This window comes from Streptomyces sp. ADMS (genome assembly GCF_033441795.1).
In the GTDB taxonomy this organism is placed as follows: Bacteria; Actinomycetota; Actinomycetes; order Streptomycetales; family Streptomycetaceae; genus Streptomyces.
The window spans coordinates 23,559-46,650 of record NZ_JAVFVX010000016.1; the positions used below are offsets into that span (position 1 = coordinate 23,559).

Annotated in this window: 21 protein-coding genes and 2 pseudogenes; 12 read left to right on the forward strand and 11 right to left on the reverse strand. The window is 71.5% G+C overall.

The genetic code is table 11. The features are described 5' to 3' along the window. Positions 1 to 30 precede the first annotated feature (30 nt). Entirely contained in the window at positions 31 to 438 is a 408-nt protein-coding gene (locus tag RB628_RS10150; protein ID WP_318319999.1) for a MarR family transcriptional regulator, read from the forward strand. 93 nt (positions 439 to 531) lie between these two features. Here RB628_RS10150 and RB628_RS10155 read toward each other — a convergent pair whose 3' ends face one another. Further along, positions 532 to 942 (reverse strand): SseB family protein, encoded by a 411-nt coding sequence (locus tag RB628_RS10155; RefSeq protein ID WP_318320000.1) that lies wholly within the window; start codon positions 940 to 942, stop codon positions 532 to 534. A 354-nt stretch (positions 943 to 1,296) separates the two neighbouring features. Here RB628_RS10155 and RB628_RS10160 point away from each other — a divergent pair, with 354 nt between their 5' ends. Together RB628_RS10160 and RB628_RS42555 are read left to right on the forward strand one after the other, a co-directional pair. After that, positions 1,297 to 2,562, forward strand: a complete 1,266-nt coding sequence (locus tag RB628_RS10160) for an alpha-L-fucosidase (RefSeq protein WP_318320001.1) — start codon at positions 1,297 to 1,299, stop codon at positions 2,560 to 2,562. Between the two features lie 134 nt (positions 2,563 to 2,696). After that, the gene (locus tag RB628_RS42555) at positions 2,697 to 3,134 is read left to right on the forward strand and encodes a helix-turn-helix domain-containing protein (protein WP_412180625.1); all 438 of its coding nucleotides are present in this window, start codon (positions 2,697 to 2,699) and stop codon (positions 3,132 to 3,134) included. Between the two features lie 65 nt (positions 3,135 to 3,199). Here RB628_RS42555 and RB628_RS10170 read toward each other — a convergent pair whose 3' ends face one another. Both RB628_RS10170 and lnt read right to left on the reverse strand, forming a co-directional pair. After that, positions 3,200 to 3,694 carry an NUDIX domain-containing protein gene (locus RB628_RS10170; protein WP_318320002.1) on the reverse strand — a complete coding sequence of 165 codons (495 nt, stop codon included), beginning with the start codon at positions 3,692 to 3,694 and terminating at the stop codon, positions 3,200 to 3,202. Between the two features lie 66 nt (positions 3,695 to 3,760). Further along, positions 3,761 to 5,371, reverse strand: coding sequence for an apolipoprotein N-acyltransferase (lnt, locus tag RB628_RS10175; protein ID WP_318320003.1), 1,611 nt, complete (start codon positions 5,369 to 5,371; stop codon positions 3,761 to 3,763). Between the two features lie 140 nt (positions 5,372 to 5,511). On the opposite strand from lnt, the pseudogene RB628_RS10180 reads away from it, so the two are divergent. Beyond that, positions 5,512 to 5,802: pseudogene (locus RB628_RS10180) on the forward strand (hypothetical protein); the annotation flags it as partial. Here RB628_RS10180 and RB628_RS10185 read toward each other — a convergent pair. Together RB628_RS10185 and RB628_RS10190 are read right to left on the reverse strand one after the other, a co-directional pair. Next, complete coding sequence (locus RB628_RS10185; RefSeq protein WP_318320004.1) at positions 5,759 to 6,301, reverse strand: hypothetical protein; 543 nt, start codon at positions 6,299 to 6,301, stop codon at positions 5,759 to 5,761. The pseudogene RB628_RS10180 and the gene RB628_RS10185 overlap by 44 nt on opposite strands. Before the next feature lie 66 nt (positions 6,302 to 6,367). Further along, positions 6,368 to 7,153: a glutamate racemase gene (locus tag RB628_RS10190; protein ID WP_318320005.1), complete on the reverse strand. Its 786-nt coding sequence runs from the start codon at positions 7,151 to 7,153 to the stop codon at positions 6,368 to 6,370. 70 nt (positions 7,154 to 7,223) lie between these two features. Here RB628_RS10190 and RB628_RS10195 point away from each other — a divergent pair, with 70 nt between their 5' ends. Beyond that, positions 7,224 to 8,390: a glycosyltransferase gene (locus tag RB628_RS10195; protein ID WP_412180629.1), complete on the forward strand. Its 1,167-nt coding sequence runs from the start codon at positions 7,224 to 7,226 to the stop codon at positions 8,388 to 8,390. 10 nt (positions 8,391 to 8,400) lie between these two features. Here RB628_RS10195 and RB628_RS10200 read toward each other — a convergent pair whose 3' ends face one another. Further along, positions 8,401 to 9,681 (reverse strand): TerD family protein, encoded by a 1,281-nt coding sequence (locus tag RB628_RS10200; protein ID WP_318320007.1) that lies wholly within the window; start codon positions 9,679 to 9,681, stop codon positions 8,401 to 8,403. Positions 9,682 to 9,957: 276 nt separating this feature from the next. On the opposite strand from RB628_RS10200, the gene RB628_RS10205 reads away from it, so the two are divergent. From RB628_RS10205 to RB628_RS10220, 4 genes are all read left to right on the forward strand, one after another. Next, positions 9,958 to 10,395 (forward strand): DUF6643 family protein, encoded by a 438-nt coding sequence (locus tag RB628_RS10205; RefSeq protein ID WP_318320008.1) that lies wholly within the window; start codon positions 9,958 to 9,960, stop codon positions 10,393 to 10,395. A gap of 42 nt (positions 10,396 to 10,437) precedes the next feature. Then, on the forward strand, positions 10,438 to 11,262 hold the full coding sequence (locus tag RB628_RS10210) for an MOSC domain-containing protein (protein WP_318320009.1): 825 nt from the start codon (positions 10,438 to 10,440) through the stop codon (positions 11,260 to 11,262). A gap of 214 nt (positions 11,263 to 11,476) precedes the next feature. Next, entirely contained in the window at positions 11,477 to 12,082 is a 606-nt protein-coding gene (locus RB628_RS10215) for a hypothetical protein (protein ID WP_318320010.1), read from the forward strand. A gap of 117 nt (positions 12,083 to 12,199) precedes the next feature. Beyond that, on the forward strand, positions 12,200 to 14,635 hold the full coding sequence (locus RB628_RS10220; protein ID WP_318320011.1) for a right-handed parallel beta-helix repeat-containing protein: 2,436 nt from the start codon (positions 12,200 to 12,202) through the stop codon (positions 14,633 to 14,635). Here the strand turns inward: RB628_RS10220 and RB628_RS10225 are convergent. Continuing rightward, positions 14,605 to 17,007: a hypothetical protein gene (locus RB628_RS10225; protein ID WP_318320012.1), complete on the reverse strand. Its 2,403-nt coding sequence runs from the start codon at positions 17,005 to 17,007 to the stop codon at positions 14,605 to 14,607. The two genes, RB628_RS10220 and RB628_RS10225, sit on opposite strands and share 31 nt — an antisense overlap. Before the next feature lie 379 nt (positions 17,008 to 17,386). On the opposite strand from RB628_RS10225, the gene RB628_RS10230 reads away from it, so the two are divergent. Further along, positions 17,387 to 18,202, forward strand: a complete 816-nt coding sequence (locus tag RB628_RS10230) for a DeoR/GlpR family DNA-binding transcription regulator (RefSeq protein ID WP_318320013.1) — start codon at positions 17,387 to 17,389, stop codon at positions 18,200 to 18,202. Between the two features lie 84 nt (positions 18,203 to 18,286). On the opposite strand, the gene RB628_RS10235 is transcribed toward RB628_RS10230, so the two are convergent. Beyond that, positions 18,287 to 19,420, reverse strand: coding sequence for a PLP-dependent cysteine synthase family protein (locus RB628_RS10235; RefSeq protein WP_412180626.1), 1,134 nt, complete (start codon positions 19,418 to 19,420; stop codon positions 18,287 to 18,289). A gap of 336 nt (positions 19,421 to 19,756) precedes the next feature. On the opposite strand from RB628_RS10235, the gene RB628_RS10240 reads away from it, so the two are divergent. Then, the gene (locus RB628_RS10240; RefSeq protein WP_318320014.1) at positions 19,757 to 20,080 is read left to right on the forward strand and encodes a hypothetical protein; all 324 of its coding nucleotides are present in this window, start codon (positions 19,757 to 19,759) and stop codon (positions 20,078 to 20,080) included. Positions 20,081 to 20,319: 239 nt separating this feature from the next. Beyond that, positions 20,320 to 20,868: an ATP-binding protein gene (locus tag RB628_RS10245; RefSeq protein ID WP_318320015.1), complete on the forward strand. Its 549-nt coding sequence runs from the start codon at positions 20,320 to 20,322 to the stop codon at positions 20,866 to 20,868. 48 nt (positions 20,869 to 20,916) lie between these two features. On the opposite strand, the pseudogene RB628_RS10250 reads toward RB628_RS10245, so the two are convergent. The 3 genes and pseudogenes from RB628_RS10250 to RB628_RS10260 form a co-directional block, all read right to left on the reverse strand. Further along, positions 20,917 to 21,109: pseudogene (locus RB628_RS10250) on the reverse strand (hypothetical protein); the annotation flags it as partial. A 55-nt stretch (positions 21,110 to 21,164) separates the two neighbouring features. Continuing rightward, entirely contained in the window at positions 21,165 to 22,385 is a 1,221-nt protein-coding gene (locus RB628_RS10255) for an ROK family protein (RefSeq protein ID WP_318320016.1), read from the reverse strand. Between the two features lie 48 nt (positions 22,386 to 22,433). Continuing rightward, on the reverse strand, positions 22,434 to 23,075 hold the full coding sequence (locus RB628_RS10260; RefSeq protein WP_318320017.1) for an alpha-ketoglutarate-dependent dioxygenase AlkB: 642 nt from the start codon (positions 23,073 to 23,075) through the stop codon (positions 22,434 to 22,436). Positions 23,076 to 23,092: the final 17 nt, after the last annotated feature.

Here is a 23,092-nt window from a genome sequence, read left to right on the forward strand (position 1 = left end):
TTTTTATGCATACGCATTAACATGGGGTGCATGGCAGCGAACAAGGCCGGTGCGGGGCTGGCGGACCAGTGGCGGGACATCCTGGCGGTGCATGCGCGCACGATGTGCGAGATCGACCGCGTGCTGCATCCGCACGGCCTGGGCGCCAGCGACTTCGAGGTACTCGACATCCTCGTCTCCGAGGCGGCCGACGTGCGGAAGGCCCCTGCCCCGGGCGAGCAGTGCCGGGTGCAGGACATCGTCGGCCGGGTCCATCTCAGCCAGAGCGCGCTGTCGCGGCTCATCGGGCGGCTGGAGAAGGACGGGCTGGTCGAGCGCAGCATGTGCGTGGAGGACCGGCGGGGGGTGCGGGTCGCTCTGACGGCCAAGGGGCGTGAGCTGCATGGCCGGGTTCTGCCGCTCCAACGTGCTGCCCTGGAACGGTCGTTGGGCGGGTAGCGCTCCGCCGGCCACACGGTTCCTTCGCCGCGGGCCGGCGGGGGCCGGTCGCGCGCGCGTCAAGAACGCAAGCCCCTTTGACCGGGCGGAGGTTCAGTACTCGAACGGCCTGGCCAGCAGGGTGCGGACGCCCTCGGAGGTGACCGTCATCCCGTGCGGGGAGGCCGCGTCAATGGTGAGCGAGAGGTCGCCCGTGGGCCACTGGTCGGCGAGTGCGCCCAGCGGGATCAGACGGTAGCGGGAGACGGACGGCAGCAGTTCGGCCAGTTCGGGCTCCGAGGTGAACACGGGCACGGCCTCCCGCCCGTCCGGCTCCTCCAGGACCGGCAGCGCCACGGTCGAGGGATTGCCGGCGTCCACGTCACTGACGTCGTCCGGTACGGGGACCAGCACGTCGCTCATCGCGAGGACGTCCAGCGCGGCCGGGTCCCGGGTGTCGTCGGCCAGGGCGTCGAGCGCCCGTCGTGCCGGTGTGGCGGAGTGATGGTGTGCGGGCGTCTCCATGGTGGGTCCTCTGGTAGCGGCGGTAGTGCGGCCACCCGGGACACGGTCGGTCCCGGGCACAGTGGGGGTCGCCTACCCGACCGGGTCGCGGGCATGCGTGCCCCGGACAGGTGACGTCGTGGACACGCTGCGCCCGGGTGCGGAGCCGGTCCCGGGACCCGCGTGCCGCTTGAATCAGATAGGTCCGGTGGTACCGATCCTCCCGGGCCCGCCCAGGACGTACACCGGGAACCTTCAGGTACATGACGGTCACGTGAAGGAGTCTCGCAGCGACGCCCCTGGATGGTGAAAACGGACCAGTAGTGGTGACCGCCGCCCACGCGCGGGACAGGAGCCCGTGCTTAGCGTGGGCGCATGCCGATGCAACCCTGGTTCTCCGATGCCAAGCTGGGCATCTTCATCCACTACGGCGTCTACGCCGTGGACGGCTGGGCCGAGTCCTGGTCCTTCTACACGGACGAGGTCACGCACGAGGAGTACATGAAGCAGCTCGACCGTTTCACCGCCTCGCACTACGACCCGAGGGCCTGGGCCGAACTGTTCGCCCGCGTCGGCGCCCAGTACGCCGTCCTCACCACCAAGCACCACGACGGCGTGGCCCTGTGGGACACCGACCGCCACAGTCTGGACGTGGTCCGGGACACCCCGGCCGGCCGCGACCTGGTCACCGGCTTCGTCGACGCCCTGCGCAAGCAGAACCTGAAGGTCGGCCTCTACTACTCGCACTCCGACTGGAACCACCCCGACTACGCCAGCGAGCGCCACCCCGGCCCGCACATCGTCGAACCCAACGACTACTCACACGCCCGCCCCGGCGAGGAGGACCCTGAGGCCTGGGCACGCTACCTCGCCTACCGCGACGGCCAGGTCGGCGAACTGGTCGAGCGCTTCCGCCCCGACCTCCTCTGGTTCGACGGCGAGTGGGAGCGCACCGAGGAGCAGTGGCGGATGCGGGAACTGTCCGAGCTGATCCTCGCGGGCAACCCGGACACCGTCCTCAACGCCCGCATGCTCAGCTACGGCGACTACGCCACCCCCGAGCAGGGCGTTCCGCTGATCGCCCCGGACGGCCCGTGGGAGCTGTGCCTGACGATCAACGACTCGTGGAGCTACCGGGCCAAGGACCGCGACTTCAAGTCGGTGCGCCAGCTGGTGCGTTACTTCACGGAGACGATCGGCATGGGCGGCAATCTGCTGCTCGGCGCCGGCCCGATGGAGGACGGCACGATTCCCGAGGAGCAGGTAGAGCGCCTGGAGGGGCTCGGTGCCTGGGTCACGAAGCACGCCGACGCCGTGTACGGCACGGTCGCGGGCCTGCCCGCCGGGCACCACTACGGGCCGAGCACGCTCTCCGCCGACCGGCGCACCCTGTATCTGGTCTGCTTCGACGCGCCCCGCGAGGCCGTGTCGATCCGGGGTCTGCGCAACGCCGTACGACGCGTTTCGGTCGTCGGCACGGGCACCGAACTGGGCCACCACGTCACCGGCGGTCTGGACCAGGTGCCGGGCGTGACGTGGATCGACGCGCCCGGGGCGGCCGACCTCGACGAGTACGCGACCGTCCTGGCCGTGGCGCTCGACGGCGAGCTGGACCTCTACCGGGGTGCGGGCCGCGACTGACGGGGAGCGCGCCCCGGCCGGTCCACGACCGACAGCACACCGATGACACCACAGGACATGACATCCAAGACAGGAGTTCGAACGAACCACCTCCTGGGCGTACGCCCTGCCAACGGCGTTATGAGGAGGGTGACATGGGAAATCTCTTCACGAACCCGCTCAGACAGCTCGACAGCAACGCACGGCACGCGACCGAGGTCTTCCGGCGTGAGGTCGCCGGGTACCAGGTCCTGGAACGGGACGTACGCTCGCGCACGGAGGCGCTTGAGTACAGCGTGTGGTTACGTCGCCGGACCGTCGAACCGGGGGTCACCCGGCTGCCCGAGGTCGACGACTGGCTGCGCGACATCGGCAGGACCCTCTCCCGCGGGCCCGATCTCGTCGCCACACCGGACAGGTACTACCAGCACGACATGGACCGGACGCGCACGGCGACGGCCCTGAACGTCCATGCCCGCACTCTCGACCACCGCCTCCGGCGCGCACAAGAACTCACCGGCATCCATCCGGGCTCCACCCGCGGCGTACGGGTCCTCAGCGTCGTCGTGACACGCTCGCCCGCTCGGGGCTGACCAACTCAGCGCGGCCCCGCCGGAATTCTCCGGCGGGGCCGCTCACCGTGCCGTCGCGGCGCGGGTCATTCGGAACTGGCGAAACCCGTGGTGTCGAACCAGGTGGGCGCCTCGGCGTCGGCCATCGCCTGCTTGATCCTGAAAAGGGCGAACTCGTTCAGTTCCGGCAGCGCGTCCACCGTGAACCAGCCGACGTCCAGGGACTCGTCGTCGTTGACCCGCGCCTCCCCGCCGACGGCCCGGCAGCGGAAGGTGATGTCCATGTACTGGCAGACATCCCCGTTCTCGTACGTCACCGGGTCCAGGGCCTGGACCAGCACGACCCGTTCGGGCACACACCGGACCGCTGTCTCCTCGTAGACCTCCCGCACCGCGCACGCCGCCGGCTGCTCACCCGGGTCCGGGATGCCCCCGACCACCGACCACTTGCGGGTATCGGTGCGCCGGCCCAGGAGCACTCTGCCCTCGTCGTCGAAGACGAGGGCGGTGACGCCCGGGAGCCAGAGCAACTGGCGGCCGGCGGAGGCACGGAGAGCGCTGATGAAGTCAGGAGTACCCATGCCCCGACCCTAGCCGGGCGTCGCTGTCACCCCTGTTGATCACGGGGGCGTGCAACCGGCGTACGGCTACACGCCACGGGCGCGCCGCCCGCGCAAACCGGCGCCGATCGCCCAGCCGAGACCGCCGGCGGCGACCAGCACGAGGAGCATCTCGGGCAAAATGCCGAGTTTGGTGGCAGGCGTCTCGGAGGAGCGCAGCGGCACCTCCTGGACGAGCGAGTCGGCCACGAACATGCCGGTCTTCTGGGTGATCCTCCCGTCCGGCATGATGATCGCGCTCACGCCACTGGTCACCGGGACCGTAACGGTCCGGCTGTGCTCGACGGCGCGGACACGGGACATCGCGAGTTGCTGGTAGGTCATCTCGCTGCGGTCGAAGGTGGCGTTGTTGCTGGGCACGGAGATCATCTGGGCGCCGTGGGTGACGGTGTCACGCACCGCCCAGTCGAAGGCGGCCTCATAGCAGGTGGCGAGGCCGACCTTGGCACCGTCCATGGTGAACACACCGGGCTCGGTGCCCCGGCTGAAGTCCTGGCGGACCATCGTGGTCCAGTTCTTGTTGATGTGGTCGAGCATCGAGCGCAGCGGCAGGTACTCGCCGAAGGGCTGGACCTGCCGCTTGTCGTACGTGTCGGTCGCGCCCTTCTCCGGGTCCCACAGGATCTGCTCGTTGTAGAGCTTGCCGTCCCGTTCGACGACACCGCCGACCGAGATGGGCGCGCCGATCGCCAGGGCCGCCTCCCCGATGACCGCGCTGGCGTCGGGATTGGCGAAGGGGTCGATGTCGGAGGAGTTCTCCGGCCACAGGACGAAGTCGGGCTGTGCCACTTTGCCCGCCTTGACCTGGGCGGCCAGCCGCTCGGTCTCACGTGCGTGGTAGTCGAGCACGGCACGCCGCTGGGCGTTGAAGTCGAGGCCCGCGCGGGGCACGTTGCCCTGGATGACGGCGACGGTCGCGGTGCCGACCTCGGCCTTGTCGCTCACCAGCGTGCGCGCGGCCAGGGCGCCCACCACGGGGACGGCCACGCTCAGCGCGCCGACGACCGCGGCGACGCGCTGTACCGCACCGCTACGGCGCCGCTCCATGACCTGGCGCACGATTTCGTACAGCCCGAATCCGCACAGGACGACCGCGAGGCCGAGCACCGGGGTGCCGCCCAGCGCGGCGAGCGGCAGGAAGACGCCGTCCGCCTGGCCGAAGGCGATCTTGCCCCAGGGAAAGCCGCGGAAGGGGACACGCGCGCGTGCCGCCTCCCCCGCGATCCACACGGCCGCCGCCCACAGCGGCCACCCTGGCAGCTTCGACACGGCGGCGATTCCGGCACCGACCAGCGCGACGAAAACCGCCTCGATGACGACCAGCGCCAGCCAGGGTCCCGGTCCGACCTCCACACCGGTCCACACCAGCAGCGGAAGCAGGAAGCCGAGACCGAACAGGTAGCCGAGACCGAGTCCCGCCTTCCAGGACCGGCCGCGCAGCACCCAGCCGAAGATCCCGAAGGCGGGCAGGGCGAGCCACCACAGGGTGCGCGGCGGGAAGCTGACGTACAGCAGCACTCCGGCGAGCGCGGCGGTGGCGGCCGGCCAGAAGCGCAGCAGCCGCGCGCGGCGCGAAGCGGGCGCGAGCTGCGGTTCAACCTGGTCCGGCTCGGCTGTGGGAGGAGCGGTGGCGGTCACTCCGGGAGTGTACGGCGCCTGCCCCGGGCGCCGACAGGCACGGTCCGGCCCGTACGGGCGGGACCGCTCCGGCCCGCCTGCCGCATCGTTCCTGTGCAACTCGTCCACAAATGACGCACCAGCCGTTACGGTGTGCCGGCTGGGTGCTGTACGCCCTGTGGCGCACCCCGCGTCCCACTCCCGTCGCACTGACCGCGGGCGCGGCCCTGACCGGGCTTGCCGTCCTCGCGACGGTCGGCAACGTGCTGAACTTCACCACGGTGACCACGGGCGCGGGCCTCCTGGCGGGCCTGGCTACGGCCCGCCCGCTCGTCCATGAGACCGCGGGACACGGCGACGACACGCGCGCGGGAACACCGGTGAACAGCCGCGAGAGCGATCGGAACGTCAGTGCGCGGCCCCCGCCGCACCCGACCGCATCCGTTCCCTGATGACGCGTACGGCCGCCTCCGCGTTGTCGACCGTGATCGTGAACGTGTGCCCGTCCCCGAGTCTCACCACCAGGCCCTCGCCCCGGCGCACGACGACCGCGGTGCCCTGGTGGGGCCGCCAGCGGTAGCCCCAGCCGCCCCACTGACGCGGGGTGACCCTGGCCACGAAATCGGCGCCGACGATCTGGGACAGCGGAATGCGGCGGCGCGGCAGGCCGATGTGGCCGCAGCGCACTTCGAGGGAGTCCTGGTCGACCTTCACGGCGACGTGCACGAACGCGATGGTGCCGAAGAGGACGAGCAGCCCGGCCGCGATACAGCCCACGACCGACATGGCGAGAGGTGCGACACCGGACGTCCATGCCGAGTCGACGGCCAGTTCGATGCCGAGGGCCATGAAGGCACAGCCGCCGAGCGCCAGCAACCACTGGGCGCGGTTGGTCGCCCGGCCGGTCCAGACCTCGGCCGACGTGGTTTCGTCGCGGGGATGGTCCCTCATGTCTACGAGACTACTCAGGTTCCGCTGGGCGGGCACCGGCTTGCGGAGAGCAACTGCGCCGGTCGGTCAGCGGACGGGGGCGGCCGCCTGCAGCAGACGGCCTTCCTCGTAGGCCAGCGCTGCGGCGGGCAGCGGGCTCACGGTGCCGTTCAGCAACGCGGTGAGGGTGCCGCTCGCCGGCGCTTCGGGGGCGGGCTCCGCGCCAAGCCTGCGGAGCGTCTGTGCGGCCACCGCGCCGGCCGAGCCGTGCAGGACGAGTGGCGGGCGGCCGGGCTGCTGGACGGCCGCCCGGATGCGCTCGGCGACAAGTTCGTAATGGGTGCAGCCCAGGACGACGGTCGTTACCTCGTCGGGGGTGAGGGCGGCCGCGGCGGTGATGGCGGTGTCGATCGCCGCCTCGTCCGCGTGTTCGACGGCTTCGGCCAGTCCCCAGCAGGGGACCTCGGTGACGGTGACGCCCTCGGCGAAGTTCCGGATGAGGCCGCGCTGATAGGGGCTGGCGGTGGTGGCGGGGGTCGCCCAGATCGCGAAGGGTCCGCCTCCCGCGGCGGCGGGTTTGATCGCCGGGACCGTGCCGACGACCGGCAGCTCAGGTTCGAGGCGGGCGCGCAGTGCGGTCAATGCGTGCACGGTCGCGGTGTTGCAACCGACGATCAGGGCGTCGGGGCGCTGCGCGGCGGCGGCCTCGGCGACGGCCAGGGCGCGCTCGGTGAGATCCTGCGGGGTGCGCGGGCCCCAGGGCATACCCTCGGGGTCCAGGGAGAGCACGAGATCCGCGTCGGGCCGCAACCGCCGTACCGCCGCGGCCGCCGGCAGAAGTCCGATTCCGGAGTCCATGAGCGCGATCTTCACCCGGTCACTATAAACGGCGTGCTCTTGCGCCCCTCCGGGGTGGGGCAGACTGCGGCGGGTGAGCGCCGTTGTGTGGATCGCCGTCGGATCACTCGCCGCCTGGCTGTGGCTGCTGCTGTGCCAGGGCTTCTTCTGGCGTACGGACATCAGGCTGCCCTCCTACGACCGGGAGCCGGAATCCTGGCCGCCCGTCTGTGTCGTCGTGCCGGCACGCGACGAGGCCGCCGTGCTGTCCGCGAGCCTGCCGACGCTGCTCGCGCAGGACTATCCGCGGCGGGCCGAGGTCTTCCTGCTCGACGACGGCAGTTCGGACGGCACCGGGGAGCTGGCCCGGGAGCTGGCGCGGCAGCACGGCGGGCTGCCGCTGACCGTGGACTCGCCCGGTGAACCGCCCGCGGGCTGGACGGGCAAGCTGTGGGCCCTACGCCACGGCATCGGCCTGGCACGCGCGCGTGACCCCGAGTTCCTGCTGCTGACGGACGCGGACATCGCCCACGCACCGGACAGCCTGCGGGAGCTGGTGTCGGCGGCGCGCGGCGGCGGCTTCGACGCCGTGTCGCTGATGGCCAGGCTGCGGGTGGAGAGCGTCTGGGAGCGGTTCGTCGTACCGGCATTCGTGTACTTCTTCGCGCAGCTCTATCCCTTCCGCCGGATCGGCCGCAAGGGGACACGGACGGCGGCGGCCGCGGGCGGGTGCGTGCTGTTGCGCACGGAGGCGGCCGAGCGGGCCCGGATCCCGGACGCAATCCGGCACGCCGTGATCGACGACGTGGCACTCGCGCGGGCCGTCAAGGGCAGCGGGGGCCACATCTGGCTGGGGCTCGCCGAACGGGTGGACAGCGTACGGCCCTACCCGCGTCTGCACGACCTGTGGCGGATGGTCTCCCGCAGCGCGTACGCGCAGTTGCGCCACAGCCCGCCGCTCCTGCTCACCACGGTGGCCGGCCTCGCCCTGGTGTATCTGGTGCCGCCGGTCGCCCTGGCGGCGGGGCTCGCCACCGGGACGACCGCAGCGGCGGTGTACGGCGGCCTCGCGTGGCTGGTGATGGCGGGAACGTACGCCCCGATGCTGCGCTACTACGGGCAGCCGCTGTGGCTCGCTCCCCTGCTGCCGTTCACCGCGTTCCTGTACCTCCTCATGACGGTCGACTCGGCGGTGCAGCACTACCGGGGGCGCGGTGCCGCCTGGAAGGGCCGGACGTACGCGCGTCCGGAAGCCGCCGCGGACGAGGGCTGACCCGCGTGCGTCACTTGCGGCCCGGGGTCCAGTTCATGCCCCAGCCGTAGGCGTGGTCGACGGTCCGCTGCGGGCTCACCCCGCGCTCGGGAACCAGATAGCGGGCCTCGCGCTGGACGATCAGATCATTGCCGTTGTTGGTGATCAGTGCGAGCGCGCACACCGTCGAGGGCACGGTGCACTCGTCGAGTGAGAAGTCGACCGCCGCTCCGTTCGCCGGGGTCAGGGTGACCGCGGCGTGCAGGTCGGCGAAGGATCGTGCCCCCGCGTAGATGGTCACGAAGATGAGGATGCGCCGGAAGTCCTGCTTGTGGTCCAGGTTGACGGTGAGGTTCTCGCCGCTCGACACGGCCCCGGTGCGGTCGTCGCCGTCGAGGTGGATGTACGGCGGCTGGTGCAGCGCCCCGAAGGCGTTGCCGAGTGACTGGACAACGCCCTTGCTGCCGTCGGAGAGTTCGAAGAGCGCGCACAGGTCGAGATCGAGATCGTTGTGCTGGGCGATGGCACGGCCGAGTTTGCTGCCCCACCCCGAGAACTGCTTGTGCACCTGCCAGTTGAGGTTGACGCGCAGGGCCCCCGAGGTGCCGCCCTGCTTGGTGAGCGAGACGGAGGGGGCCTCCTTGGTGAGCGTCACCTTGGTCAGGCGTACAGGTGTCGCGGGAGGTGCGGCCGGGGGCGCGGTCACTGGCGGTGCGGCCGGCGGGGGCATGGTGGCCCGAGGAGCGGCGAGCGGAACGGTGGGGGCGGCGGCTTGTGGAGCGGGTGCCTTCTGGGGCTCGTCCACGCTGATACCGAAGTCCGTGGCCAGGCCTGCCAGCCCGCTGCTGTAGCCCTGCCCGACCGCACGGAACTTCCAGGCGCCCTGCCGCCGGTAGAACTCGCCGAGCACGAACGCCGTTTCGGCACCGGCGCCCGCGTTGTCGAAGCGGGCGACCACCGTGCCCCGGGACGCGTCCCGGACCTCGATGTACAGGTCGGGGACCTGCCCGAACGTTCCTCCGTCCGCGGAGGCGGCGAGGACCACGGTCTCGACCGCCGGTTCCACGCGCGAGAGGTCGACGAGCAGGGTGTCCGTCACCCGGCCCCCGGCGTCCCGCTTGCCCTCGTGCCGGACCGCCTCGGAGGTGTGCACGGGCTGGTTGTAGAAGACGAAGTCACCGTCGGAACGGACCTTTCCGGCCACCAGCAGCAGCGCGGAGGCGTCCGCGTCGGGCACACCCGGCCCGGAGCGCCAGCCCAGTTCGACGCGGAGCGCCGCCGTGGGCACCGGAGCATTGGATCCCTTGGACATTGACATGACTGCCCCCACTCTCTGATCGCCTCGCGGCCAAATCTATTCTCCCGGGCCTGTGAACTGCTGTTGAACTCCCCTGCCGAACGCGCGAAGAACGCGGGGCGACCCGTCGGTAACCCACCCGGAACTTGGCCTTTACCTGATCTCAGCATGACCAGGTGCCCCTTTTTGGCAAGTTCGCTCGCATTGGGGGGCCCGCGTCACTGCCGACACGGAAAACAACCCTCTTATCGGTCTCCCCAACCAGCTCATCGTGGGTTTAACTTATGTGCCATGACCTCCCCCCGCTCCACCTACGGCGGCGGCTACTACTCCGCCTTCCCGGACACCCCGATCTACGACTCGCTCGTTGCCGAGCGGGGGGCCCCGCAGATCGCTCCGATCCGGGTCCCCGCCGCGTACGACACAGGCAGCAGCAACCTGCCCGCGCTGCCGTCCGCGCTCCCCGCGCTGCCGGCCGGTCCGTCCCAGCAGTCCCCCTCCTACGGCTACCCGCAGGCGCAGCAGCCCTCGCCGCTGCAGCAGGCGCCCGCGGCGTACATCCCGCAGCAGGCACCGCCGCGTGGTTACCCCGGTGGCGGCCAGCCGATGCAGCAGCAGCGTCCGGCGCCGGCGGCCACCGGTTACGAGGCGATGCGCCCGGCGGCTCCCCGGCCCGCCCCGACCCCGTACCAGGAGCCGTACAACAACCAGCAGTACCGCGGGTACTGATCTCACCCCCGGAGTGTCCGTGCCTGCTGGCACGATGGCGGCATGGGGAATGCGGAGCTGTACTCGATTCACATCCATCCGGTCAAGGCGTTCCGGGGCCAGGCGCCCCGGCAAGCCGTGGTGGAGCCCTGGGGGCTGGCCGGAGACCGACGCTGGGTTCTGGCTGACGCCGGGGGAAAGGCCGTCACACAACGCCAGCAGCCGCGCCTGGCACAGGCCGCCGCCGAGCTGCTGCCCGGCGGCGGAATTCGTCTGTCCGCGCCCGGTCGCGCGCCCCTGACGGTCCCGGTCCCCGAGGTGACGGGCACGACGACGGTGGACATCTTCGGCACCAAGGTGGCGGCGGTGCTCGCGGGCGACGACGCGCATGCCTGGTGCGGCGGTTATCTGGGCGAGGACGTGCGGCTCCTGCACATGGACGACCCGGCCACGCGCCGCGCGGTCGACCCGGAGTTCGCGCTGCCCGGCGAAACCGTGAGTTTCGCCGACGGATATCCGCTGCTGCTCACCACGCTCGCGTCGCTCGACGCCCTCAACTCCCTGATCGCGCAAGGGGATCATGCCGAGGAGGGCCCCCTGCCCATGAACCGTTTCCGGCCCAACGTGGTGGTGTCGGGGACCGCCGCCTGGGCCGAGGACGGCTGGTCCCGGATCGCCGTCGGCGAGGTCTCCTTCCGGGTCGCCAAGGTGTGCGGGCGCTGTGTGGTGACCACCACCGACCAGGAGACCGGCGGACGCGGACGGGAACCGTTGCGCGCCCTCGGGCGCCATCGCCGCTTCGGCAATCAACTGGTCTTCGGCCAGAACCTGGTGCCCGAGACCCGCGGGACGATCAGTGCCGGCGATCCGGTCAGGATCCTCGAATAGGCAGGCAGGGTCTTTGGACAGAGTCTTCGGGCGTTGTCCTCCGATTGGCTGCGGGGGCGGGAACACCGGCACGGGGCCTGGCCGTTGGGTTGCGAGAAGTTCATGAGACCGCCGGCGGGAGCCGATGAGGGGTGATTTCGCTCTCTCTTTGACCCGCATCGTGCGTGAACTTCTCCGACCGGGGTTATCACGGAAGCGGGAAAGGGGTGCGGCTGTGCGGGCTATCGGCGGACTCTGGCGCTGGCGGCACAATCCGCTGCGCCGCGCGACCGACCTGGCGGAGGCCTGGGTGGCGCTCGCGGCCCTGTTGCTGGTCCTCCTGGCGGCGCCCCTCATCGGTGTCCTGGTCGGCGGCGTCGCCCAGGGCGCACTGCAACAGGCCGTACGGGAGCAGCGCGAAGCCCGCCATCTCGTGACGGCCACCGTGGTCAGGAAGCTGGCCGGCTCCCCGCTGGGGCCCGACCCCGAGACGGCCTCCGCGCGGGACGTGAGAAGCCGCGTGGAGGCCGACTGGACGGGGCCGGACGGGACGGAGCAGCACGGCAAGGTCATGGCGAGCCTCAAGTCCCCGCATCCCGGCGACCACTTCACGCTGTGGACTGACGCACAGGGGCGAACAGCCGCCCGGCCACTGGACACCGCCACCGCGACGACGCACGCGGTCCTCGCCGGATTCGGGGCGGCCGCCCTGTGCGCCGGGTTCGTCGAGGGCGGTCGGCGCCTGGCAGTCCGGCTCATGGTCCGTCGCCGGTACGCCCGCTGGGACCAGGCATGGGACCGGGCCGGACCCGACTGGGGCCGCACCGGGACCGGTAGTTGACCGCCTTGCGGCTCTGGTCAACCCACCGTGCCCGCGCACGCTACGGTGGACCGGCCGACATCGTTCGGCACCTTCCGCGACATCCCGCGTTCCACGAGGTGGGGGCACAGCAGCGCCATGGCACAGGGCACGGTCCAGGTGACGCACACCGGCACATCGAGGTGGCGGCGCCGCACGGGTGAGTACGCGTCGCTCGCCGCCGCCCTGGAGGCCGCGGCGGACGGCGACGTCCTCACCGTCGCCCCCGGCACCTACCGGGAGAACCTCGTCGTGGAGCGGGCGGTGACGCTGCGCGGCCCGGAGGGCTCCCCCGGCTCGGTGCGCATCGCGCCCGTGGACGGCGTGCCGCTCACCGTGCGCGCCTCCGCGGTGGTCCAGGACCTGTATGTGGAGGGCCAGGACCCGACGGCGGCCGCCGTGCTCGTCGAGGAGGGCACACCGGAGCTGCTGGACATGCGGATCGTCACGCGGTCCGCCGCCGGCATCGAGGTGCGCGGCGGCGCGCGGCCGACGGTGCGGCGCTGCACGGTCGACAATCCGGCGGGCGCGGGCATCGCCGTACTGGACGGCGCGGGCGGGGTGTTCGAGGAGTGCGAGGTCGTCGCGGCCGGCCAGGCGGGGGTGACCGTGCGCGACGGCGGCCATCCGCGTCTGGAGCGCTGCCGGGTGCACCACGCCTCGGGCGTCGGTCTGTCGGTCTCGGGCGAGAACTCCGCGCTGGAGGGCGTCGGTTGTGAGGTGTACGAGGTCAAGGGCAGCGGCGTCCAGGTGACCGGCCGGGCGACCGCCCACCTCACCGACTGCCAGGTGCACCGTACGTCCGCGGACGGGGTGACGCTCGACACCGATGCGGTGCTGACGCTCGCCGACTGCCGCATCCACGACATCCCGGAGAACGCGGTCGATCTGCGGTCCCGCTCCGTCCTCACGCTGACCCGCACGACGGTGCGTCAGTTCGGGCGCAACGGGCTGTCGGTGTGGGACCCGGGCACGCGGGTGGACGCCAACCAGTGCGAGATCTTCGACAGCACCGGTGACTACCCGGCGGTGTGGATCAGCGACGGCGCCACGGCGGTGCTCGAGTCCTGCCGGGTGCACGACGTGCCGGACGCGCTGTTCGTGCTCGACCGGGGCTCTCGCGCGGACGTCGTCGACAGCGACTTCTCCCAGGTGCGCAACACGGCCGTGTCGGTCAGCGACGGGGCGACGGCGCAACTCGACGACTGCAGGATCCGGGACGCGGCGACGGGCGCCTGGTTCCGTGACCACGGCAGCGGGGGCACACTCAACGGCTGCACGGTGGTCGGCACCCAGACAGGCGTGATCGTCACGAAGGGCGCCGATCCCACCATCGAGCGCTGCACGGTCGACTCCCCTGCCGAGGCGGGCTTCTACGTGTCGGCGGGCGGCCGGGGCAGCTTCCTGCACTGCCGGGTGACGGGCAGCGAGGGCTACGGCTTCCATGTGATAGACGGCTGCCGTTCGACGCTGACGAAGTGCCGTACGGAGCGGTGCGCGCGCGGTGGTTACGAGTTCGCCGACGGCGCCTCCGGCGCGGCCACCGGCGGTGGGCCGGTCGTCGAGGACTGCACCAGCGACGAGAGCGCGGCGCTGCGCACACCCCTGCTGCCGGAGACGGCCGTACAGACAACGGCTCAGTCACCGGGGCTGCTCGGCGCTGTCCCCGGCCAGCGAACCATCGAGCAGGAACCGGCGGCCGCCGCCGAGTTGGAGAAGTCCGCGCGGTCCTCGATGGACGTGCTGGGTGAACTCGACACGCTGGTGGGCCTGGAGAGCGTCAAGCGCGAGGTGCGGGCCCTCACCGACATGATCGAGGTCGGCCGGCGCCGCCAGCAGGCGGGCCTCAAGGCCGCGTCCGCCCGCCGCCATCTGGTCTTCACGGGCTCCCCCGGAACGGGCAAGACGACGGTCGCCCGGCTCTACGGCGAGATCCTGGCCGCGCTCGGCGTCCTGGAGAAGGGCCATCTCGTCGAGGTGTCCCGGGTGGACCTGGTCGGTGAGCACATCGGTTCGACGGCGATCCGCACCCAGGAGGCCTTCGACCGGGCGCGCGGCGGTGTCCTGTTCATCGACGAGGCGTACGCGCTGTCCCCGGAGGACTCCGGCCGGGACTTCGGCAAGGAGGCCATCGACACGCTGGTGAAGCTGATGGAGGACCACCGCGAGGCCGTGGTGGTGATCGTCGCGGGCTACACGGCCGAGATGGAACGCTTCCTTTCGGTCAATCCCGGTGTCGCGTCCCGTTTCTCGCGGACCATCACCTTCGGCGACTACGGCCCCGAGGAACTGCTGCGGATCGTGGAGCAGCAGGCGGAGGAGCACGAGTACCGGCTGGGCCCGGGCGCCTCCGAAGCCCTGCTGAAGTACTTCGAGGCGATCCCCAAGGGGGCGACGTTCGGCAACGGCCGCACGGCGCGGCAGACGTTCGAGGCGATGGTCGAGCGGCACGCCGGCCGGGTCGCCCAGCACGCCGAGCCGAGCACGGACGACCTGACCCTGCTCTACTCGGAGGACCTGCCGGAGCTGCCCTGAGCCTCCGCCCCGGGCCGCGGCCCGGGCACCGCCTCGCGGGGCCGCAACCGCGCCAGCAGCTCCTCACGTTCCTCGGCGAAGCAGGGATCGGCCTGGTAGTCGGAGTGGCCGAGGATCGGCGAGGGCAGCGGATACTCCCTGTCGCGGCCGTAGGCGAGCGGGTCCTTGAGCGGTGCGCGGTCCACCTCGGGGCCGCAGTCACCGGGCAGGTGCACGGGCCCGCCGATGGGGTCGGTGAGCCGGTACAGGTTGCGCCAGCAGGCCACGTCATGGTGCAGCGAGGTGAGCGCGGCGGGGCCGAAGTGGGCCGGGAACCAGCGCCCGTACAGGCGCTCCAGAGGTGAGCCGTACGTCAGCAGGGCGACGCGCTTGCGCACCGACGGCTTCAGCTGCCAGGCGGCCGCCGCCGCGAGGACGCTGCCCTGGGAGTGCCCGGAGATGACCAGGCGGCCTCCGGTGGCCTCCGTCCAGGTGGCCATCCGCCAGGTCAGGTCGGGCACGGCACGCTCGGCGTAGCAGGGTGGTGCGAAGGGATGGGAGGCACGCGGCCAGAAGGTGCCGACGTCCCACAGGATGCCGATGGTGCGCCGCGCGGCCGGGTCCTTGTAGGCGCGCCGCCCCCAGGTGACGAACAGCAGGAAGCCGACTCCGATCAGCCAGGAGCCGAGGGCCTGGGCGGTGTCGGCGGCGCCCTGGAGGAGCGCGTACGCGCCGTGCGAGGCCTCTCCCGGCGTTTCGTCCGTCAGCCGGGCTCCGGCCAGGGCGGCGGCGCCCAGGAGCAGCGTCACCGCGGAGGTGACGCCGAGGATGCGGGGCGCCCGGTCGGTGAGGGCGGCCATCGCACGCATGCGCGCGATGCGTCGGGTGCGCGCGGCGTCCATGGGCTCCCCGGAGCCGTCGTCATAGTCGTGCTCCACGGCGTCCAGCTCGGTGCGGCGCAGTTGCAGGGTGCGCCGGGCCAGCCAGCCGATCAGGCCCAGGACGACCAGGAGGACTGCCGGGATCACGGATGCCTGCCAGGTCAGCAGGACGGGCGGGCCTTCGATGGTGCCGCCGGTGCCGTCCAGCCAGTCGGCGACGCGCTGGGACACGCCGCCGGACATCACGCCGCCCAGCGCGCAGGCGAGCGTCGCGACGGCGGGGCCGCCGAGGCCGCGCATGGCCGCCCGCGGGTCGGGGTGGGCGCGGTACAGCAGGTGGGCGACGACGGCCAGGACGACGACGATGAGGCCCTGGAGCAGCGCGAGGGTGCCGAAGGTCGTGTCGCCCGGCAGTCGCCCCGTCGACCGCCACCCGGGGCGCGACCAGCCGGCGTACACGGCCGTCAGGAGCAGCAGGACGAGTGCGCCGGCGGGGAGGAGACGGACGAGCCGGGCGTCGAGTTCCTTGTCGAGGCGTCTTTCGCTGCGCCCCCGGCGGCACACCACCCACACCACGGCGACGGTTCCGGCGATCAGAGCCACGTTCAGGAGCCCGGCCAGGGCCGCCAGTGCCGCCGGACCGCCTGCCTCGCGGTCGTGGCGGGCGGCGGCGGAGCCGACGGCGGCGGTGACAGTCAACAGGCCGGCCGCGGTGTGGGCGGCACGCAGCCGGGCGACCAGCCGTCGGCCGTACCAGAACCCGGGCCGCCCCAGGGCCGTACGGATGTTCTCGTCGGCGGGCTCGGGGGCGTGGGCCATCGGCTGCTGGGACTCGTACGCGCTCCAGGTGCGGCGGGACAGGACCCACAGCAGGCCGGTGAGCGCGGCGGGCACCACGGCGGCCAGGGCGAGGCGGCGGCCGGGTTCGCTCCACCAGCCGCCGCCGGACTCTGTCGGGGAGAGGAAGCCGAGCCAGGAGTGCGCCTCCGCACACGCGCGCGTGCCGGCGCACTGCCAGGCCGTGAGGTCGAGAGCCACCTCACAGGCGGCGGCGACGAGGAGGACGGTGAGGGTCAGGCCGACGAGGCGTACCAGGAGGCCGTAGAAGCGGACCGTGCGCTGATGGTTGCGGGCGGTGGGGCGCATCCAGTGGGCGAGGTTGACCACCATGAACGGCAGCAGTAGCAGCCACAGGGCGCGCGTGCCGTTGCCGGAGGTGAGGTTGCACCAGACGTATGCCTCGCGTATCGGCGCGCCGCCCGGGCTGGAGGGCCGCTTCTCCGCCTCCTCGTCGTCCACCCGCCGGAAGACGGCGGCCGTGTCGTCACCGGTGATCCGGACGGTCCGCGGATCGTTGAGCATCCTGCCGGGTGTGGCGCCGCCCACGCCGTGGACCAGTAGTTCCAGGGCGATGCCGGTGGTCGCCCCGGCCCCGGTCCGCTCACCCCCTTCGGACGGCTCTGCCGTGCCGTTCGCCCCGGCATTCGAGGCCCGTTCCTCCGCATGCTCCACTGTTCGCACTTCCCCCGTTGCTTCGTACTTCCCCCGTGCCGCGCCGGCAGCCTCCGCCTGTCCGGAGCAATGCCGTGCGGGACTGGAGGATCTCCGCCGAGCGGGCTCCGTACACCTCTCCGCACGGAATCTCCCCGATCCGTGTGACAAGCGAGGAGCCGGTGTTGCCAGAGTGACATGTTCGCGTCGTGACGGGCAGTGGCGCGACGAGTACCGGCCCATGCGAGTATGGGACGTCCGCCGGGCCGGTAGCAGGAGGAATGTCCTTGTCGGAGCGGGTTCGCAGCAGGTTCGCAGCGGGTGTGCGGGACGTGTCGGAAGTGGTGGGGGCGAGTGGACCGACAGGCCCGAGAGAACCCCGGAAGGACGTGGAGCGGTCGTGAGTGACAACCAGAACCTCCTCGCGGAGCAGCGCCGCGCCCTGATCCTCGACGAGGTACGGCGGCGCGGCGGCGTTCGCGTCAACGAACTGACCCGCAAGCTCGGCGTGTCGGACATGACGGTCCGCCGTGACCTCGACGCGCTGGCCCGCCAGGGCGTCCTGGAGAAGGTGCACGGCGGCGCGGTGCCGGTGGTCGAGGCGAGCACCCACGAGCCGGGGTTCGAGGCCAAGTCCGGTCTGGAACTGACGGCCAAGGAGGACATCGCACAGGCGGCGGCGGAGCTGGTCGCGCCGGGCTCGGCGATCGCGCTGTCTGGCGGTACGACGACGTACGCGCTGGCGCACCAGTTGCTGGACGTGCCGGACCTGACAGTGGTGACGAACTCGGTGCGGGTGGCCGACGTCTTCCACGCCGCGCAGCGTGTGTCGGGGCAGCGGCAGGGGGCGGCGACTGTGGTGCTGACCGGTGGGGTGCGGACGCCGTCGGACTCGCTGGTCGGACCGGTTGCCGACCAGGCCATCGCCTCGCTCCACTTCGACGTGCTGTTTCTCGGGGTGCACGGGATATCGGTCGAGGCGGGGCTGTCGACGCCGAATCTCGCGGAGGCGGAGACCAATCGGCGGCTGGTGCAGTCCGCCCGGCGGGTCGTGGTGGTTGCCGACCACACCAAGTGGGGGACGGTGGGGCTCAGTTCGTTCGCGGCGTTGGAGCAGGTGGATACGTTGGTGACGGACTCGGGACTGGTGTCCGAGGCTCGGGACGAGGTTTCGGAGCATTTGCGGCGGCTGGTTGTCGCGGGTGAGGCTGCCTAGCGGGTGCGTTTGCCGGTGCGGCGCCGGCGTGGCTGGTGCGCCCACAGGGCGGAGCCGCAGATGTCACAGCCCCGCGCCCCCGGGTCAGTGGGGCCAGACACCTGTTTCCAGTAGAACCTCGATCGCCGACCCGTAGGGCGCGATGTTCAGGCCCTGTCCGTTCAGCCACTCGTCCGAGTAGTACTTGTCCAGGTAGCGGTCACCGTGATCGCAGAGCAGTGTCACCACGCTGCCCTGCTGCCCATCTGCCACCATCTCCGCGATGATCTTGAGTGCGCTCCACAGGCCCGTGCCCGTGGAGCCTCCCGCCTTTCGGCCGATTCTCTGTTCCAGGGCTCGCACCGCGGCGACGCTGGCCGCGTCCGGGACCTTCATCATGCGGTCCACCGCGCCGGGGACGAAGCTGGGTTCCATGCGGGGGCGGCCGATGCCCTCGATGCGGGAGCCGCAGTCGCAGGTGACGTCCGGATCGCCGGTGGTCCAGCCCTCGAAGAAACAGGAGTTCTCCGGGTCGGCGACGCAGATGCGGGTGTCACGCTGCGTGTAGTGGACGTAGCGGGCCAGCGTCGCCGAGGTGCCGCCGGTGCCGGCAGTGGCGACGATCCACGCGGGCTCCGGGAAACGTTCCAGCTCCAGTTGCCGGAAGATGGATTCGGCGATGTTGTTGTTTCCGCGCCAGTCCGTGGCACGTTCCGCGTAGGTGAACTGGTCCATGTAGTGGCCGCCGGTCTCCGCCGCAAGGGCCGCCGAGGCCTCGTACATCTTCCGGGAGTCGTCCACGAAGTGGCACCGGCCGCCATGGAACTCGATGAGGCGGCACTTCTCGGCACTTGTCGTGCGGGGCATCACCGCGATGAAGGGCACGCCGATCAGCTTCGCGAAGTACGCCTCGGAGACGGCGGTGGAGCCACTGGACGCCTCGATAACCGGGCGGCCGGGACGGATCCAGCCATTGCAGAGTCCGTAGAGGAAGAGTGAGCGGGCGAGTCGGTGCTTGAGGCTGCCGGTGGGGTGAGTCGACTCGTCCTTCAGATACAGGTCGATACCCCAGCTCTCGGGCAGCGGGAAGCGCAACAGGTGTGTGTCGGCAGAGCGGTTGGCGTCGGCCTGGACCTTGCGGACGGCCTCTTTGAGCCAGGTTCGGTAGTCGGTGTCGCTTCGGTCGACATCGAGCGTCTGGAGGGTTTCGGCGGTCCCGATGGGGTCGGGGATGCTCACGTCAGGCTCCTTGTGATGCGCGCGCCGACGGCTCCTCGGGCAGCCGGACGCACCGATCATAGACACCTTCAACACCTGTCTCACCTGCATAAACACACCTTTGGGAGCCCCAAAGGCCGACCTGGGGTGCGGGGGCAGGAGCAGGGTGGGCGGGGGGGGCGGAAGATGCCGGGGCGCATCCCGGTGAGTGCTTCGCCGGTTGCCGGAGAGCGTCGTACGCACTGGTGCTCGACGCCGGGGGCAGGCAGACTGCACCGCACGGGGGCGCACACTGGATCACGTTCCACGCGGGATCACCACGCATCTCGGCGGAAGCCGACAAGGGGGCGGAGCATCATGGCGGAGCCGGAGTTCACGGCCACGGGCGTGCGGATCGGGAAGAGGCTGCGCTCCCTCACCCGGGCCGGGCAGGTCCGGATCAACGACGGCAGGCTGGAGTTGCTCACCAGTTACGGCAGTGAGATCGACAGCGCTCCCGTACAGGCGGTGCGCGCGTCGAAGCCCTGGTTCGCGGCCGACGACCGGGCGCTCGCGGACCTCAACGGCAACCGTTACCTGCTGACTCTGGGGGATCACGACCCCGCACCGGGCGAGTCCGGGCCGCCCGCGGCGCGCCGGTTCATCGAGGCAGTACGCAGGGCGGCGGGACGCGGGCTCTGAACAGGGCGGGGACCGCGGGGCCGTAACCCGCGCGGACACGGAAGGTGTCGCGGACCGTGCCGCGAGTTGCGGGTTTCCCCCCCCTGGGCCACGCTGGTCACACATCACTCTGGGTTTACCGGCGATAACGCTGCGAACCAGCCCGCCGGCCACGACAGCAGGCGGCCACAACACGCAGGCAATCTGCTGGATCCGCTCTCGTGTCTTCTTCCGGACCTCAATTCGGGGAGTCGCAAGCCGTGATCAGTCACCCAAGCAGGCACTGCACGGTGGAGCTCCAAGCCCTGCCGTCGCGGATCGGCCAGGTCCGCAGAATCGTCTCTGCACAATTGCGCTACTGGCATCTGGATCCCTTGATAGACCGGGCCTCGCTCGGTGTGACCGAACTGCTGACCAACGTCCACCGGCACGCCCAGCCCGACAAGACGTGCACGGTGGAGATCGAGGTTCTGCTCGACCGGCTCACGGTCTCGGTGCACGACCACGACCCGCGCATTCCCGAGCTGCGGGACGCGGATCCCACCGCCACCTGCGGACGGGGGCTCGCGATGGTCGCCGCGGTCAGTGAGAGCTGGGGAGTCCGGCCGAACGGCGAGTCCGGCAAGGTCGTGTGGTTCACACTGCCGACGGTCACGCCGGTGGTGCTGGCCCCGGAGACCCGGCCCGCGACCACTACGCCGACGCGACAGCCGTTCGAGGAACCGTTGTGCGACGACAAGGGGTACAAGCCGGGCGTTCACCGGCGCAGACCGGAACACGCTCCCGCCCGGTCGGCCGTTGTCGGCTGACCGGGCGGTGACCAGCGGCGTTCCTCCGCCTTTCTTCCTGTCCGTACGTCACTCGGTCGCCATGGCGCGCAGCACGTCCAGACGTGCGGGCCCGGCGGGCCGGGCGCAGGCCGGCGAGCGCGCAGGCCGCGACGCCCACCAGGGCCGCGATCAGGAGCTGCGTGGGCGACAGCGCGAAGGCGCTGTCGCTCTCGCCGTCCGAGGCCTTCACCAGTACCCACCCCAGGAAGCCGCCGACGGAACCCCTCGCGGGTCCGCACCTCGGGGTCGCCGTTGGGACCGAGGAAACGCCCCGGTTACGCCAGCGCCCCGAGGGGATCGTCCAGCACCGGCTGCCACGCCAACTCGGCTGCTCCGACCAGGCTGTTGTGGTCGAGCGTGCAGGCGAGGATGGGGACGCCGCCGCTGCGGCCCCACAGGCAGCGGTCGGCGACCACTGCGCGCAGACGGTCCGCGTCGGCGTCGAGGAGGGTGCGGTGCAGGCCGCCGAGGATGATGCGGTCCGGGTTGAGGATGTTCACGAGGCCTGCCAGGCCCAGGCCCAGGCGATCGATCAGCGTCTCGGTGGCCATGCGGACAGCCGGGTCCGTGTACTGGTCGCGGATCAGGTCGTTGGCCTGCTGCAGCAGGGACACCACGGGGCCGGGGTCGCGGCCAGCTGCCGTGAGGAAGGCGAGCGGGTCGGCCTCGACGTCCAGGCAGCCCCGGCTGCCGCAGTGGCAGGGACGGCCCTCGGGGTTGACGGTGAGGTGGCCGACTTCCAGCGCGAGACCCGAACTGCCAGTGTGCAGGCGCCCGTCAAGGACCAGCGCCCCGCCGACCCCCCGGTGCCCGGTGGCCACGCACAGCAGGTCACGGGCGCCGCGTCCGGCGCCGTGCCGGTGTTCGGCGAGCGCGGCGAGGTTGACGTCGTTGCCCGCGAAGGCCGGTCCGGCGATGCCGGCGGCCCGTACGCGCTCGGCGAAGATCTCCCGTACCGGCGCACCGGCCGGCCAGGCGAGGTGCAGCGGGTTAAGGGCCAGGCCCTCGGGTTCGGCGACGGCGGACGGCACGGCGAGACCGGCGCCCACGCATCGGCGCCCGGTGTCGCGCAGCAGCTCGGTGCCCGCGTCGACGACGGAGCCGAGCACCTTCGCCGGGTCGGCGTCGACGGTTTCGCAGCCCGGCGCGGTGGCGGCGATCCGTCCTCCGAGCCCGACCAGCGCGGCCCGGAAACCGTCGGCGTGCACCTGCGCGGCCAGCACGACCGGCCCGTCCTCGGCGACGTCGAGCCGGTGCGAGGGGCGCCCCTGCGATCCGGCCGCGGCTCCGGGCCGGGCGTCCACGCTGATCAGGCCGAGCGCCTCCAGCTCGGCGGCCACGGCACCGGCCGTTGCCCGGGTGACCCCCAGCTCGGCGGTGAGCACGGCCCGGGTGGGCGCCCGGCCGGTGTGCACGAGCTCCAAGGCGGGCCCGAGCGCGCCACGCCCCCGGTCCAACCGCGTCCTTGAGGTGGTCCCCTCAGCCTTGCCGCTCATGAGGGCGAGTCTCCCATGATCCGTACGAGTCGTGACCGCATCGCCGGCCTAGAGACCGCTGACCCGAAGCGTGACGTTCAACCGGCCGGTCAGCCCCAACTCGGGCGGTGCCGTGCCCTCGTACACCCGTGGCACCCCGTGGTGGGCGAGCCGGGAGGCGCCGCCGAACACGAACAGGTCACCGCTGCGCAGTTCGACGTCCGTGTAGGGCCGGGCCCGCGTCGCCGTGTTCCCGAAACGGAAGAGGCACGTGTCACCGAGGCTGAGCGACACCACGGGCGCGTCCGACTTCTCGTCGCTGTCGCGGTGCATGCCCATGCGGGCGCCGGTGTCGTAGAAGTTGATCAGCGCGATGTCGTAACCGAGGTCACCGTCGTACCCCGCCGTTGTGACCGCCTCCCTCCCCAGCGCTCCCAGCCACTCGGGGAACGGCTTCACGGGCGCGCCGTCGCCGTCGACGACGGTGTCGGCGTAGGCGTACGGGTACCAGTGCCGGCCGAGACAGACCTGCCGGGCGGTCATCGTGCCGCCGCCGGGCGTCCGGACCGTGCGCAGGCCGGCGGGCGGGCGCGCCCAGTCGCGGCACGCGTCCAGCAGCAGTCGCTGACGCCCGCCGTCCAGCCAGTCCGGCACGTGCACCGCGCCCGGCGCGATCTCCGTACGTGCTCTGGGGAACAGCTCGGCGTCCATGGTTCCCATCCTGCCCG